The organism is Paenibacillus silvestris, from assembly GCF_009882985.1.
Lineage (GTDB): Bacteria > Bacillota > Bacilli > Paenibacillales > NBRC-103111 > Paenibacillus_E > Paenibacillus_E silvestris.
The window spans coordinates 578,849-593,951 of sequence record NZ_WTUZ01000020.1; the positions used below are offsets into that span (position 1 = coordinate 578,849).

Annotated in this window: 12 protein-coding genes; 2 read left to right on the forward strand and 10 right to left on the reverse strand. The window is 49.3% G+C overall.

The features are described from left to right. Positions 1-2: 2 nt before the first annotated feature. The 10 genes from GQF01_RS17835 to GQF01_RS17880 form a co-directional block, all read right to left on the reverse strand. Positions 3-629, reverse strand: coding sequence for a CIS tube protein (locus GQF01_RS17835; RefSeq protein WP_186456340.1), 627 nt, complete (start codon positions 627-629; stop codon positions 3-5). 36 nt (positions 630-665) lie between these two features. Continuing rightward, positions 666-5,711 carry a coiled-coil domain-containing protein gene (locus GQF01_RS17840; protein ID WP_161408067.1) on the reverse strand — a complete coding sequence of 1,682 codons (5,046 nt, stop codon included), beginning with the start codon at positions 5,709-5,711 and terminating at the stop codon, positions 666-668. Between the two features lie 42 nt (positions 5,712-5,753). Then, the gene (locus tag GQF01_RS17845) at positions 5,754-6,197 is read right to left on the reverse strand and encodes a phage tail protein (protein ID WP_161408068.1); all 444 of its coding nucleotides are present in this window, start codon (positions 6,195-6,197) and stop codon (positions 5,754-5,756) included. A 7-nt stretch (positions 6,198-6,204) separates the two neighbouring features. After that, positions 6,205-6,408: a DUF6760 family protein gene (locus GQF01_RS36875; RefSeq protein ID WP_127458506.1), complete on the reverse strand. Its 204-nt coding sequence runs from the start codon at positions 6,406-6,408 to the stop codon at positions 6,205-6,207. Next, complete coding sequence (locus GQF01_RS17855; protein ID WP_145658799.1) at positions 6,405-6,782, reverse strand: phage tail assembly protein; 378 nt, start codon at positions 6,780-6,782, stop codon at positions 6,405-6,407. Before GQF01_RS17855 ends, GQF01_RS36875 begins: the two co-directional genes overlap by 4 nt. A gap of 85 nt (positions 6,783-6,867) precedes the next feature. Next, a complete protein-coding gene (locus tag GQF01_RS17860) occupies positions 6,868-7,302 on the reverse strand; it encodes a phage tail protein (protein WP_145658801.1) in 435 nt (144 codons plus the stop codon). A 42-nt stretch (positions 7,303-7,344) separates the two neighbouring features. Continuing rightward, complete coding sequence (locus GQF01_RS17865; RefSeq protein WP_161408069.1) at positions 7,345-9,078, reverse strand: phage tail sheath family protein; 1,734 nt, start codon at positions 9,076-9,078, stop codon at positions 7,345-7,347. 125 nt (positions 9,079-9,203) lie between these two features. Then, positions 9,204-9,980 carry a carboxypeptidase-like regulatory domain-containing protein gene (locus GQF01_RS17870; protein WP_161408070.1) on the reverse strand — a complete coding sequence of 259 codons (777 nt, stop codon included), beginning with the start codon at positions 9,978-9,980 and terminating at the stop codon, positions 9,204-9,206. Between the two features lie 35 nt (positions 9,981-10,015). After that, a complete protein-coding gene (locus tag GQF01_RS17875) occupies positions 10,016-10,594 on the reverse strand; it encodes a DUF4255 domain-containing protein (protein ID WP_328803477.1) in 579 nt (192 codons plus the stop codon). A 128-nt stretch (positions 10,595-10,722) separates the two neighbouring features. Continuing rightward, positions 10,723-12,924, reverse strand: coding sequence for an ATP-binding protein (locus GQF01_RS17880; RefSeq protein ID WP_161408071.1), 2,202 nt, complete (start codon positions 12,922-12,924; stop codon positions 10,723-10,725). A gap of 132 nt (positions 12,925-13,056) precedes the next feature. Here GQF01_RS17880 and GQF01_RS17885 point away from each other — a divergent pair, with 132 nt between their 5' ends. Both GQF01_RS17885 and GQF01_RS17890 read left to right on the forward strand, forming a co-directional pair. Then, entirely contained in the window at positions 13,057-14,163 is a 1,107-nt protein-coding gene (locus GQF01_RS17885) for a GGDEF domain-containing protein (RefSeq protein WP_161408072.1), read from the forward strand. Between the two features lie 90 nt (positions 14,164-14,253). Beyond that, on the forward strand, positions 14,254-14,901 hold the full coding sequence (locus GQF01_RS17890; protein ID WP_161408073.1) for an SOS response-associated peptidase: 648 nt from the start codon (positions 14,254-14,256) through the stop codon (positions 14,899-14,901). Positions 14,902-15,103: the final 202 nt, after the last annotated feature.

Below are 15,103 nucleotides of genomic sequence, written 5' to 3' on the forward strand. Positions count from 1 at the left end.
GATCAGTCCAATCTTGGGACAGCAATACGTCGTCCCGTTACGACTTTAAGCGGATTATCAATCTGATTGGCTTTGGCGATTTCCCGCCATAAGCTTGGATCTTCATATTCATGAGCAGCAATCATCCAGAGCTGCTCCCCTTGCTTCAGCATCTTCTGCTTCGTTCGGTCCGCCGAGTGGCGGGGAATGGTCTGCAGCTGCTCTTTCTTCGTATGCCAGGAGCGAAAGGTTACTTTCAGCTTGGCACGAACCGGCACTCCCGTATCGAGAAACATCGTGAACTGTTGATTCACCTTTTCGACAACGCCTTTGAAGTCCAGAGAACCCCAGACAAATCGGCAAATCGGAGGCGCATGCAGTTCCTTCTCTACATCCAGAAGACCGGATATTTTCTTCGTATATTCACGGACGTCCGTCCCTTTTTCGTAGGTGTCAAAATAAAAATCCATGGAGAGCGTGGTCGTCCCACCACTCACGAATTGACCGATAGGCATGGACAGACCCGGCACCGTATTCCAAGAATAGCTGTTGGTCGTATCAAGTGTATACTCACCCGGATTAAACAAAACTTGCACATTCTCTTTGCTGTTTCCCTTGTCTACGATAATCATGGCTTTCTTGAGTGCCACAGGTGTCAGTCCTTTCCTCTTCATCTATGTAAAAAGTTAAAATCCACGTCGCTGCTGCTCGAACTTCATTCTTTTCTCGATTTCGCGGAATACCTTATCCGCAATCTTGGCGACATCCAGCTGCGGGATCTGCTTCATGATCTCCTGCAGCTGCTCGCTAGTCAGCTCCGGCGGCGCTTGTGGAACCGGTGCCGCTGGGGTCTTGGCTTCGTCTGCGCTCGCCTTGGTGCGCAGCCAATCCATTTCCAGCGGGGCATCCGCCAGCGCGCTGTTCGGTACAGGAGCCGCTGGAGCCTGCTTGTGCTCCAGCGTTGGCAGCTGCGAGGCTAAGTGCTCCTGCCTCGCAGATGTGATGCCGCTGCCTAGGTTAGGAGGCAGCGCGCTCTGGCTCATGCTGGTGCTGTGCCCAGCATGTGTGGTGGCGGCTCTGCCTATGGCAGCCGCCTGTGTGAAGCTGCCCGTCCCGTAGGCGGGCAGGAGGTTTACCGCTGCGGCAGGCGAAGCCGCAGCGCTTCCCGCAGGAGCAGCGCTGCGCGCTCCTGCGGTGCTCGCCAGCAGCGGCATGACACGCGGTGTCATGCTGGCGGGCTGGCGAGCCATCGACGCGCGCGTCGTGCGCGCGTCTGCTCTTGCCGCTGCCCGCGAAGCGGCAGCGGGCTCATCTTGAGCGCGCGCTGCTTCCAGCGCGCTCAAGACCTTGATGGTTCGCTCTGCGGAATCAGGTAGGAAGCTGCCGGCTTCCGACTGATTGAGCGAACCCGAACTCGCGCGAAGCGCGCGTTCGCTTTCGACGGCTATGCTTTGCCGCTGAATATGCTCTACTTGCGCACCTCGCCTAGGTCCCATGGCAGGCTGCTTCCGCGATTGCATGGCTCTCCCTGCCTGCAGTTGAAGCTTCGCACGTGCCTCCGCTTCCATCAACCGATGAACTTCGATTGATCTGCTTGTATCAATCAGACTCGAATTAAGCGTCCTTCCTTCACCGGGTCTCGCTGAAGCTCCCTCGCCTGCTGGAGCTTTGGTCATTCTACCTACCATTGGAACTGAAGTTGCTATTCCATTAGCAATACGGACGGGCTTACTCTGAGCGATTCCAGAGGACGGCTCACTTGCAGTTGTGGCTGATCGTATTACTTCCTTAGCATCTACTGTACGGTTAATGCTTTCCGATTCCATTCTTCTACCTAGAGAAGACGGTCCCTCTCTGTGTCTCCAAATGGCTTGGACGGCAGACACTGGTAACTGCTTCCGCAACACGGCATCAGCTTGCTTATTCCGCAGCATTCCTATTTCCGCTGCCGCCGGTGCAAGGGTTGGCCCCATGCTTTTTAAGCTGTTCTCCGTTATTTTCGAAGCAATCTCAGCTGCAAAATTTCCCGTAGACAGGCTGCTTTGTATCCAATTACTCGATCCTTTTTCGCTCGCGTCTACAGTCAACTGACTGCGTCTGGCTTGTTCTTGTGGTACTTCTGAATCAGGTAGCTGCTCCGCCGGTTTGCGGAAAATTCTTTGAACCATCCGTCCAAAAGAGTTCGAACCTCTTTCGCGATCTCCCCTAGCCCCTTCGGCAGAACGTTCTGTATCTTCACTGACCATGCGGCTGCTCGGTCTATTTTCGCTATTCATTGCTTCCATAACGGTAAAAATAGAACCTATCTTCGCGATACTGGATTCTGCAACTTTTGCAGATATCTCAGAAGCTAAATCAGCCGTCGGTAAAGTGCTCTGCACGACATCGGCATCCCGGTCAACCTGTTGGCTTGCAACCTGATGTTCATAGTTAAAGCCGCTTCGTTCCTTACTTGCTGGAGAGCGAAATATACGCTCTGCCTCTTGAAGTCTTGCGCTTGCTTTTAGACTAGCACGGTACCCATTGAACGGACTTGCCGGAACTAAATTTGCTACATCGTTCCCAGCTTTTCTAGCTATATTTGTAGATATCTCAGAAGTTATGTTTGAGGGTTGGTGTACACCTTGTACGGAGGACAAGATATTCCCCGCTTCAGGTCGACCTCCCCCTGCTTGATTCTCTGATTTGGCAATGGACCGAAATACCCGCTGAGCGTTATGCACGACAGAACTTGCCTGTAGACCGGCTCGAATACCTTCCATTTGCCTACCTATTGGGCTTTGTAGACTTATCGGCTGTCGGTTCTCAGCCTGCTTCATTCCATAAGGACTACCCTGTAGTGCTGATGTACCAGCCTCACTACTTCTATCTGATAGCCTCCGCTGACTACTCTCCCCCCGCAGCATTCGCGGTTGGGGCATCGTCATAGCCGTATTTGTATATGTACTTCCAACAAGTGGATCATTAGAAGATTGCTGTCTTTGTTTTTGAAGGAGCTGCTGCAGCAATTGATCATTGCTTTGAATTTTCATGGCAGCTTCTACACCATTTTCCATGATGCTGGGCTTTCTATAAATAAGCTTGGAAGCTCTGGACGCATTTTCGTGACTTGAAACCGCAGGAATCCGCTGTCCACTCACACGACTAGCGACAGGCTGTACAACGTGTTCCATTACAGAACTCTGTTCCATCTTGCCCGCTGTTCGCATCGTTGGACTGGCTGCTCTTACTTTATCACCATCATTGGAAATTGCCCCAGCTTGCCTAAGCTCATCATTCCTCTGGCTAACCGCCGGATCATCTGTCGCCTGATCAACAACTTGTCCAGGCCGCAAGTTTCCTTGCTGAAGCACTTCGGACTGAACTAAATCCTGAGCTTTTTCTTGCTTTTGCATTCTCTCTTGCTCTTGCGTTACCTGCTGCTCTCGCGTTCTCTCTTGCTCTTGCACGCTCTGCTGCTCTCGCGTTCTCACTTGCTCTTGCGCTACCTGCTGCTCTCGCGTTCTCTCTTGCTCTTGCACGCTCTGCTGCTCTCGTGTTCTCTCTTGCTCTTGCGCTACCTGCTGCTCTCGCGTTCTATCTTGCTCTTGCGCTACCTGCTGCTCTCGCGTTCTCTCTTGCTCTTGCGCTATCTGCTGCTCTCGCGTTCTCTCTTGCTCTTGCGCTACCTGCTGCGCTCGTGTTCTCTCTTGCTCTTGCGCTACCTGCTGCGCTCGTGTTCTCTCTTGCTCTTGCGCTACCTGCTGCTCTCGCGTTCTCTCTTGCTCTTGCGCTACCTGCTGCGCTCGTGTTCTCTCTTGCTCTTGCGCTACCTGCTGCTCTCGCGTTCTCTCTTGCTCTTGCGCTACCTGTTGCTCTAGCACCAGTCGCTGCTCCTGCACGATGCCTTGCTCTTGGCCACTACCTTGCCAAGCTTCATCACCTTGAGTCACCACTCGCTCTTGCAAAATTTGCAATTGCTCCTGAAGCTGTGCGGCATGCTGATTGAGCACACTCTCCTGCGCACGCACTCTTTCTTGCTCTTTAGCCCATTCTTCCTCTTGCTCTTGTCGCTGCAGTTCTTGTTGTTGTACTTGAAGCTCTTGTTCCCGCGCCCGTACTCTTTCGCGTTCCAGCATATGCATGTCCAATTGTTCCTGCATACGAGCTTGCTCTTGCGCTTGAACTTGTGCATCCATGCGCGCTTGCTCTTGTCCTTGTGGCTTTCGCCACACGCGTGGCGAATTCAACCCGCCTCTTCGAGCTTCAGCACCGGCATTCAAACTAGTCGTTGCGTGCATAGCAAATGGAACAGTTGACGCTATGCGAGACGCATTTATCGCAACTGGGACTTGATTCGCTGCCAGGAAACCTCTGGACTTTGAAGCCTCAGCTTCGTGATCCACCTTCTTATCACTTCCACGATAAGTCGGCATTGCATCTATTGTAGATGCAGCCTCTTGAGAAGCATTTCTTACTAACAAACTATGGATGAACTGCACCGAAGCCGGCACCGTCCCTGCCGAAAAGGGGCCTTCGCCAAGCTTTGGCAACGTTTTGCGAGATGACGCCGGCGAGCTTATAGTCGCATTGTCATCGGTATACACCTGTTGAAGCTGCATTTTACTGACCAACTGTGGCTGAACGACGTCATTCAAAAATAACGTGGCTGCCTGCAAAACAGAAGGCTGACCTAAACTTGCACTTGCACTTGCACTTGCATTTACATTTGTGCCCGCCCTTACACTTGCATTCGCACCTGCAACACTTTCCCTTGCACCAGAAACAGTAGAAGAAGCAGAACCTTGTTTATCAATTGCTCCTATAGATGGCTTGCCTTCATGAAACTGTTCAAGTAAACGCGAGGTTTGTTGAATAGCCTCTACATGATTAGCCACGTTCATATGACTAGTCTTAGTTGATCCATTCAAGCTAGTGCTCGTTGCAGACTGATTTTCTTTTTCACGGATGACATTTCTATGAAAAAGCTGAATGTTTTTAAGCTGTATGTTTACATTTTGAGTTGTATGTTGATGTCTGCTCACCGTCTGTGACTGCTGTTCCGGCATCGAACGCCGGCTGCTGCCAACCATCCCTATCGATGCAGCGATCTGCCCAATCGAGCGGTTGATTAACGGTAAGTTTCCTTTATTAACGTGATTAATGAATGCGGGTCTGACCCTTTTCTCACTTGGGGATTCCGGGGTCATTTCTGGATGGTTCATATGGTTAACAGATGATTCAGCTTCGAGTCGCTTCTTGCTTTTGCGTCCTCTTTTCTTAACCGGCTTCTCAGCTGGCCGCTGCGCTTGCAGATGAGCCGAAGTTGCATCCGATGGACTTGAAGTTCTATACGATATCGCTTGGGCAGCCGGAATCTTATACCCGGCATTCGTCATAAGCTGCTCAATCTGACGAATGGTTTGTTGCTTCGTGATGAGCGGTGCTGATTCTGGATGCTGCAAGCTTTGCAAAAGCAAGTCCAGCTGAATCACCCATGCTCGATCATTCGAATCTGTTAATGCCGCTAATTGTTTACGGCTTGGCCTACCCTTTTGCTTAAAAATAAGGGCTAACAATCCTAAATAGTTGTTTCGCCAGAAACCATATTTGCCCACAATGCCTGTCGCAAATAGATTTGATTCTCTTGCTGTACGTCCTGCAGAGCTGCTGCTTGTCACCGAAGTCTGCCAAACAGCTTTCTTGGCCTTTTTCTTCTTCGCTGGGGATTTATTTGATTGTCGAGATTTCATAAACAATCCCCCTAAGAGTTATGGCCTTGATCCAAGTAGTCCTTACTTTTTAAAAATCGTCTTCAAACCCTCATGTACCAGTTCGATAGACTCAATGGCTACACTTCCGCTGGTGGCGTTCAAATCCGGCCCGTTCCATTTCACTGGGAAGGCTCCAAAGAAGTTCCAACGGCACATCTCCGTCCCTGCCTGATTATGCAGGATAATGGAGCCGTTTTTCCGTTTAATCTTACCCTGAGTAACGCTATCGTACCATTCCCATAGCTCACTGGAATTGGTGATGCCTCTTTTAAGCACAATGTTCGGGTATTTCGTATGTTCGATCATGTAATGGGGGTGCGAATTGACACCGCCTTCCCATAACGGCTTCACCTCAGTCTCCGACTTCATGCCGGTCACCTCAGAAAAACCTCCAACGATCAGCCCGTCAAGCTCTACCACGAATCGAAATGCACTGCCCACATTATGCGGTTTGGATATTTTCACTTGTTACTCACCTCTTACCGAACACATCAAACGGGTTGTCAGGCTGCTTTTTACCATCGTCATTCAAATTGCGGTTGATGCGGGAAATTTCCTCACACCACGTTCGGCGTTCCTTGTGTTCCATTGACATGATTTCATCATGCGTCCAATGAAAATAGTAAGCAATAAAGCCCGCTTCCTCATAGATCTTGTCAATGGGATATCCGGTTATGCCCCCGCCATCTCGTCCAAAAAAGACACGTCCACATCGAACTCATGCTCACATTTCGGACAGCTCGTGTGCACGCTCGGCACTTCCATTTCATTAATTTGGCGATAGAAATTTTGCAAAAATGCGAGATCCGCTGTAAAAAACTTCTCAACGACTCTTGTATCAATCGCACGCAGATCACCCAAGTTCGTAATGACACGCGTCAGCAAGATAATTGTCAGATAGCCAGGATTTTGTTGAACGCGTTGATCACGCATAGGCAGGATTTCGTCTGCAGCTGTTGCTAACCGCATAACGCCTCTTTTGTGCAGGTTACCGTTCTCATCGACATATCCTCTAGGCAGTTCGAATTCGTATTCTGTTTTGAAAGCCATGATGGTTTCCTCCTTATGCTTTAAGCTGAAAAAAAGAAGAGATAGGAACCGGAGACTGCTGCTCCGGCGCCTACTCTAACAATCGTTACTTCGTGCGTGTCATGCCTTCATGAGCAAGCTCTAAGCTCTCAATGGCAACTTCATTGCCTGTACCTTTGAAGCTTGGTGCTGAGTACTTAGACGGCCATGCTTCAATAACCTGCCAAGTTGCTACGTCGCCGCCTTCTTCGTTGATCGCGATGATCGTAACGGTTTTGCGGGCAACTTTCCCCTGAATGGACTCGGACATCCAGTTGTACATATCCATGGAGTCCGTAACTCCCCACTTAAGTGAGATGTTCCCGTATTTCGCAAGCCCCGGAAGCTTCCGAGGTGTAATCGTTTCATTGCCTTCACGGTATTCAATTACCGAAAGGGAAGCGTCAAATCCGGAGATTTCACTGAATCCAGCTTGCTGAATTCCTTCTACTTCAATTCTAAATCTAAAATTGCGGTATGGATCCCTACGTTCGCCAGCCATGTTATACCCCTTTCCTAATGTAAGAAATATCTAACGTTTCAACTATTCTTCTCTTGTTTTCTGAGTAATACGGAAGATTACGAACTCGGCAGGTTTCACCGGCGCTACCCCGATTACACAAATGAGTCGACCATTATCAATGTCATCCTGTGTCATTGTGCTGCGGCCAATGTTAATGTAGAACGCCTCAGACGTACTTCCACCCATTAAGGCCCCGTCTCTCCAAACACGCGTTAAGAACGCATCAATGGTACGTTGTACACGAGCCCATAGCTGTTCATCATTCGGTTCGAAAACGACCCAGTTCGTGCCATTCTTGATGGACTCTTCAATAAAGATGAACAAACGTCTAACGTTAACATATTTCCATAAACCGTTAGAGGACGTTGTACGAGCACCCCATACACGAATACCTTGTCCGGCAAAAGCACGAATCAAGTTAACGCCTTGTGGGTTCAAAATATCTTGCTCGCCTTTGTTATATTGGCAGTCTAGACCAACGGCACCGCGTACGACTTCGTTCGCAGGCGCTTTCTGTACGCCACGCGTTTGGTCGGAACGGGAGTAGATACCGATGACAGATCCTGATGGCGGGATGGAAATATTTCTTTTGTCTAACGGATCGAACACTTGAAGCCAAGGATTGTACATAGCTGCGTACGAGCTGTCAAAAATATTGCGGTGCGTCATAACGTCAGCAACTTTGGTTTTCTCGCGCGGAATGTCAAGAACAGCGAAACGGCTGCCTAGGTTTTCACAGTGAGCAACCAAAGAAAGTTGAACGGTTGGCTCCGTTACACCAGGAATGGCCATGATGCTGACAACATCGTTGTCGATGAAAGACTGAATCCCTGTACGTTTGCCAGGTCCACGATCTACACCCATGAAGATATCAGGCGTTACTTGCGCGATGGAACCGTTGCTTCCGCCTGACAGGGCGATCTGGAATTTCCCAACCGCTTCATCCTCGCCGGAAAGCACTTCAAAAGGCGCGATAGGGCCAAGATCTTTACCTTCTGTCAAATCCTTCACCGTAATGATGTTCGAACGGGAAATGATTTTCTCAATATGATTAGCTGCTGAGATGTTCAAGGATACTTTCTCGTAAGTCTCAGCTTCATCGCCGTAGAATACATGCAACGTGAACTCGCAAGTCGTCAAAACCTTAGCAGCAAGCAGACCAGCGTCTACAACATCGCCTTCTAGTTCTACGGAAAGTTCAATGATGTTATCTTGGGATGCGATGACTTTACTGTATTGCTTTTTGCCAGCAGCTTCGAAAGCAACGACGTCGCCTACGTTAAAACCAGCGTTATTTTTCACACGGTATTGCGTCTCGCTAAGCACTTCGTAGATTTGTGTTTTGGCTTTGCTTGATGGCACAACCACGACACGAACTTGGTTACCCCATGTTCCAGGGTTTTTGGAAGCAATTTGGAGAACGGAGGATTCTTTGTTGCTTTCTGCTTTGTTCGTTGCTACTTTCGCGTCAGTTGGCGCTACACGCATAACGTAACAGCGGGAACCTCCGTTTAAGTAAAAATGCTCAACAGCGTAAGAAAGGAAGCGATACTCGCCGAATTCGTTCTCGGACAAGTAGCTGCCGAATAAACGATGAAAATCAGCTACGCTCGTAACCAATTGAGGGACACCTTCAATTTCCCCTCTTTGCGCAAGCCCTATAAACCCGGCCGTACTTGTGCTTGCACCTTCAAGCGGTTGCGCACCACTGTCAAACTCTTCCACATAGACTCCAGGTGATAAATAGTCAGCCATTGTTCCCCAGTTCCGTCAATATGGCATTAAAATAAATGACACAGCCATAGACGTGAAACCAGTTCTCTCCTTTCTGCTTGTCATTTTTGTATAGAAGATGGACGTGTCCATTCTACTAATTAGGGTTAGGTCAGACGAATAATGCCAAGATTGGTGGTCGTTCCTTCTGCTACCAGAACTTCCTTCTTCAACTGCTTGTTAGAACCATATGTAATGACCAGCTCTGTCTGGAAAGCCGAAATCCGATTGCCACGAAAAGCAATCACAGCCTCTCCGCGTTCTGTTACTCGTGTTTCTTGGACAGGCAGCAAAAGGGAGCCTCTAGCAAACGCTTTGGTCAGTTTCTTCTTTAACCGAAAGCGCTTCTGATGCTCAATAACTTCCGCGATTTGGATTTGCTCCTCAGCGGCTTTAGCACCTCGTCCTCGAAGTATGTATGTATCACCTGCAGAGATAACACCTGTAAATGCACCTAGTGTTATCTCTTCCGCTCCCTTATCCAGTTGATCTGCCATAACGCGAGCCCTGGCGCACTCTTCGGTTAGAATGGCGGCCTGCAGACTTGCATGGAGCACTGGAGCCCCAGCCGCATCCTGAAGCATGGCTCGGATGAGTCCAGCACTTTGGGAAAACGGATAGGAAGGCAGCGGTTTTAACTGAACAACCTCTATAAAATTGTCGGTTCCTATAGTGATTAGAGTCTGTTCATGAAAATAGTGCTCGTTGCTTACCAGAATACGGTATTCACCGGGCGGTAAATCATTAAATATATAGGAACCATTCGATTTATGAATTGCTTTCGAACGGGCGCCTTCTAGAAATACAGCGGTCGTGTTGCCAAGAGGAGTTTGTGAGGTCATCGCATCGATTACGCAGACAACTAAGGATACACGGGTTTTCAAATGTGATACTCGAATATGTTCCACACCCTTGCCCCCTAGCCTTCTATGCGGAAATCGGTTTCCGTAACCCTTTTTGTGGTCTTGATGCGGGTTGAATCAATATTGACTGGCCCCACCGTATAGCTGACAGAAAGTCTATAGGGGGTATCAGCGAAGTTCCACATATTCAAGATGCTTTCACCCTTGTGGGGTTCCATCACGATGCGAACTTCTTCATCTTTCTCAGCAAGCGTTCCTACTGTCATAGAGCCTCTAAGAATGGAATGATCATAGAGCACTTGCATGGCTCGCCCCAAGATCCGATGCTCATCGAGCGCCCTGGACTGAAGCTCAGCCGGTGAATGCACCGTCAGCAAATAGCTGAGATCCACCACCATAGGAGGATATTGAATCTGGGTTGTCCCTCGGGCAATCATGTGGGTTTGGCGGTTATCGCCGCTCTCGCGAACGTTGTACAAATAAAGAGATAAGTAGAAATCCCCTTTATCGACAGGCGAAGCAAGCCCAATCATCTCCGGTTGCGGAATGGGATCTGGTGTCATATTTTCTCTAAGCAGCTTCACTAAAGATGCGCTTACATCGGCAATTACTGAATAATCACCAATAGGAATCACTTCCTGCCTCAAAATACCTATGTAATGTGTTGAAATGGTAGGGAATATGTCGCATTCTGTACCTTTTTCTATTATAATTGCAAATCGCTAGACTGACTATAGAAAGTTATATGAATTTCTATTAATTTCTAATAATCTTCCCATTCTTGTCTGGCCAAGATTTTACCTGACTTCTGAAGCTCATGGCGAATGGATTTAATAATGTGCTGCATCCGAATCGGCTCACCCGCTTCTGCGGCTAGAAAGGCGGAGGAAAGGACGACATTTTTAATGTTTCCTCCGGCAATTTCATAGCGCTGCGCCAAATATCGGAAATCGACATCCTCGCTGAGAGGTGCTGCCGGCGGAAACATGGACTGCCAGATTTTCTCGCGATACTCGCTATCAGGGAAAGGAAACTTAATAACGTAATTGATCCGGCGCAGGAACGCTTCATCAATATTATTCAATAGATTCGTAGCTAGCACCGTAATGCCCTGATATTCTTCCATCTTCTGCAAAAGATAGGCAGTTTCAATGTTGGCATATTTATCATGGGAATCTTTCACTTCGGACCGCTTCCCGAAAAGGGCATCGGTTTCATCAAAGAACAGCACCGCGTTGCTAAGCTGCGCCTCTTCGAAAATCTCGTGTAAATTTTTCTCCGTCTCGCCGATATATTTGCTGATCACCTGCGACAGATCGACTTTGTAAAGCTCAAGCTGCAGATCGCCAGCCACCACCTGCGCAGACATCGTCTTGCCCGTCCCCGGCGGTCCGGCGAACAACATGCTAAGCCCCTTGCCGTAGGCCAGCTTCTTCTCAAACCCCCAGTCGTTGTACACGACGCCACGGTATTTGACTTGATTGCACGCATTGCGGAGCTGATCCTTCTGCTCAGGGGCGAGAATGATATCCGCCCACTGATAGCGAGGCTCAATGCGCGTCGCTTTGCGCTCCAGCTTGTGCTGCACCTGCTGGTAGCACGCCTTATAGAGCGCATCTGTGCGCAGCGCAGCCGGTTTGGCATCCGCCTGCGGCTCACGCTGCCAGGCGGAGTACCCGCGCGCAAGCGTCAGCGCGCGGTGAATTTGCCCTGGGGTGAAGCGGAATTTCCCGCTCATCACCCGGGCATCGACGTCCGCGCTCACGCCCAGCTCGCGCGCGAATACCGTCCAAAGGCGCTCGCGCCCGCCTTCGTCCGGCACTTGCAGTTCATGCTCAAGGAGCAGCCGCTCCTTGGGCTTCCAGTTCAGCCGGCTATATTTGCCGGCTAATAGAAAGATCATGCCGCCGTAGCCGTCCAGCAGCTCATGAAACCGCCCGAGCCGCTGCTGCGCCGCAAGATCCGGCTCTTCAGGGTAGAGCTCTTCCAGCCGTGTGAAGCACAGCACGGCTTGGTGCAGAATCGCCTCGCGCACGATGGCGCTCACCTGCTCCTCGAATCTTGCGGCGTGCAGCAGCACATCCGCAAGATTCGCAATCAGCAGCGGCTTGGAGTAATAGCTGCTGAAGTGCTTGACCTGCAGCTTCTTGCCTGCGCCCGCATTCCCCCACAGGTGGAATGCGAGCCTTTTGCGCTCAGCTGCCGGTGACTGCTGCTCCTCGTGGATGAAGCCCCGCAGCCGCTGCTGAAAATCTTCTTGCACGAGCAAGGGGGCGAGCTCGTTGTCTGGGTACACCATCTCGACCGCCGGCTTCAGCTTCGGGTCGACTTCCCCGGAATCGAGCAGAAAGGCAACGATTCGCTTGTCCAGAAGCAGCGGCTTAGAGAGTAGCGACTGGCCTCTGAAGTCTTGCTCCTCACGCTGCAGCATGTACCTCGCCAGCTTGCCCTCGGGAGCAACGAAGGTAGTTCGCGCCGCTCTCATGTCCTCCGGCGTGCTGCACGCAACTTGCAGCGCCAAAGAGATGTTGGGCGTCTTGCTGGTTAGATCGTCTTGCAAGAAGCCAAAAATGCGTTCATATTTGCGGTCCAATTCCACCGCTAGCCCGAGCATGACGAACCGCTCCTCAATCGCAGAAAGACCAAATACGGAGGCTGCATACGACAAAGGGAGAAATACGCCTTTATTACGGCTTTCTTCGATTCGACCAGCTATGTAGGCTTCCATCTCTTGAATGTCCCCCAAGAGAGCCATTTCCTCCTCTTGGAGTTCTTCATCAATCTCCTGTTCACCGATAAGGCGAATGAATTCGTCTTCGGATACAAACATTCCGCGAAACGAATCTGTTTGCGGATCAGGGGTAAGCTTCTGCCGACGCTTGTAGAGAAGCTCCAACTTTTTATCCAGCAAAGTGAGCTCGTCTTTATAATGTTCCCATGCGTGTATATAACCTTGAGCTGTCATAGCCCTCCTGGTGTTTCTATTTATAATTTTCATCGCTTGCCTAATCGGGTGGTTATTCTTTACAATGGTCTCACAAGGCACGAAAAATATTTCCACTATTTGCTAGCATGAAAGGAAAGTGGCCTTTTTCTGATGGAACAGCTTCCGGAAAATGATCATACTTGGAACCGAAAACTCATCCATCTATTATGGTGGATATTACTAATCTATGAAGTAGCAGCTATGATCGGTTTTCTCTTTGATATCTATGAACAGCCAGCCCAGTGGCTTCATAGCTTCCTGCACTTCCAAATCATCCCGACTAGCTTGCAGCTTGCCCTTATGGGCGCCGGTTATCTGGCCATTCACTTCCTCAAAAGATACAGTGATTTTATCATGATTGTATGGACCATGACCATGGTTTGTATCTATATTATGTGTATCCCTGAGCTGATGAGTTCTTACGAATTAGTTAGCATTCCTATTATTTTATCCTCTGTTTATTTTCAAAAGAAGTATATTATTTTCGCTTATAGTTTAGGTCTTGCAAGTTTAACAGCGTTAGTGCTTAGCCAGGTGTACAAAGGTTATCTCATTACGCCTTCTGAAGTCATTGTTGCACTCACAGTTCTATCTGCTACAGCCCTTGTCTGTTTCGCTATTATGTCGAAAGGCCACATGCTGCTTGCGCAGCTTGGAGCCTCCACTGTACGTGAGCAGGATCTCCTCATTCGCAACGTCATGATTGACCGGCTTTCCAAAGTAGATGCGCTTACAGAGTTGTTTAACCACCGCTCTTTCCAAGAGCATACAGATCATCTCATTTCGCATATGCCCTATGATACGCCGCTGGAGCTTGCCCTGATGGATATCGATAATTTCAAAAAAATCAATGACACTTACGGACACTGGGTCGGGGACGTTGTGCTCAAAACGATTGGCGGACTGCTCAAAGATGCGCTGGGTCCAGATGATATGTCTTTCCGCTATGGCGGCGAGGAATTTGCCGTGTTGTTTGTAGGCAAGACCCACGAGGAAGTGCTGGCGGTGTGTGAAACCTTCATGCAGATTATCCGTGAAACGGATATCCCAGAGATGCCTGGGCGACCGTTAACGATGAGTATTGGACTGGCGCCTTATAATCGCAACACGATGAAGAAAGCCTGGTTCCAGCAGGTGGATGAGTGTTTGTATATTGCCAAACGCAATGGGAAAAATTGCATTCATACTTATTTATCCGAACCATACACAGGAAGCTGAGGGCGTAAAGCTCTCAGTTTTTTTATATCCTCATACATGATTTTGGTGAAATAGGAAAATAATAACCAAAATCAAATGAGGTGAATAATTGTGTGTCATTCCGTATCTATTCTTGCTGACGTCAATGACGTCATGAAACAATTCCGTATCGATCGCCTGCTGTCCTATACCGCTAATCGATATGAGGTGGTACCGACTGAGTCCGTTTCTGCAATTATGATTAATCGAAAGGGCGAGCGTCTTCTGGATGAATTCCGTTGGGGGCTTATGCCTTTTTGGGCTAAGGATGCGGTCTGTGGGGAACGCGATTCCATCTTCACGAACACAGCCTTCGAGCGTATTATCAAGAAACAGCGCTGCATCCTTCCCTGCAGCGGATTCTATGTCCGTGTCACGGAGGGCAAGGAGACCCAGTGGGTGAAATTCAAAATGCGCAGCGGCACTTTCGGCATCGCAGGTTTATACGATGTTTGGCGGGCGCCGAGTGGTGAAGAGGAACTCCGCACTTGCATGATGCTAATGACGGAAGCAAATCCGTTGGTTTCTCCTTACCATGGCCATATGCCTGCCATTCTCGATCAAGAGCAGGCCGAAAAATGGCTTGATCCTGAACTAAAGGATAGCCGCTTGCTCCGCTCCTTCCTGCGTCCCGTTGATGATCTGCTGATGGTCGCAAATGTTCTGTCTTCTCCGGCAGAAAAGCTGGAGACTGGCTCGGACGTCAGCGTATTGGTCTAAAAGAAAAAAGCGATACAAGAATTTATTCTTGTATCGCTTTTTTTTGTATTGTGACAGCTGGAGCCTTGCTGCTTAGAAAGGGGAACTACAGTCCGCTATTTCTGCGAAAAGCGCCCATTTTCACACAGAAGGGGAACTATGAGCCGCTATTTCAAGGTATTTGGCAGAAATTCCGCCCAATCTGCAAAATAGCGGACCACAG

What these genes read in the sequence shown, in the direction of transcription:
- GQF01_RS17885 (WP_161408072.1), top strand. Translation starts at nt 13,057, where the DNA reads ATGGAACAGCTTCCGGAAAATGATCATACTTGGAACCGAAAACTCATC.
- GQF01_RS17880 (WP_161408071.1), bottom strand. Translation starts at nt 12,924, where the DNA reads ATGACAGCTCAAGGTTATATACACGCATGGGAACATTATAAAGACGAG.
- GQF01_RS17860 (WP_145658801.1), bottom strand. Translation starts at nt 7,302, where the DNA reads ATGGCTGGCGAACGTAGGGATCCATACCGCAATTTTAGATTTAGAATT.
- GQF01_RS17855 (WP_145658799.1), bottom strand. Translation starts at nt 6,782, where the DNA reads ATGGCTTTCAAAACAGAATACGAATTCGAACTGCCTAGAGGATATGTC.
- GQF01_RS17840 (WP_161408067.1), bottom strand. Translation starts at nt 5,711, where the DNA reads ATGAAATCTCGACAATCAAATAAATCCCCAGCGAAGAAGAAAAAGGCC.
- GQF01_RS17865 (WP_161408069.1), bottom strand. Translation starts at nt 9,078, where the DNA reads ATGGCTGACTATTTATCACCTGGAGTCTATGTGGAAGAGTTTGACAGT.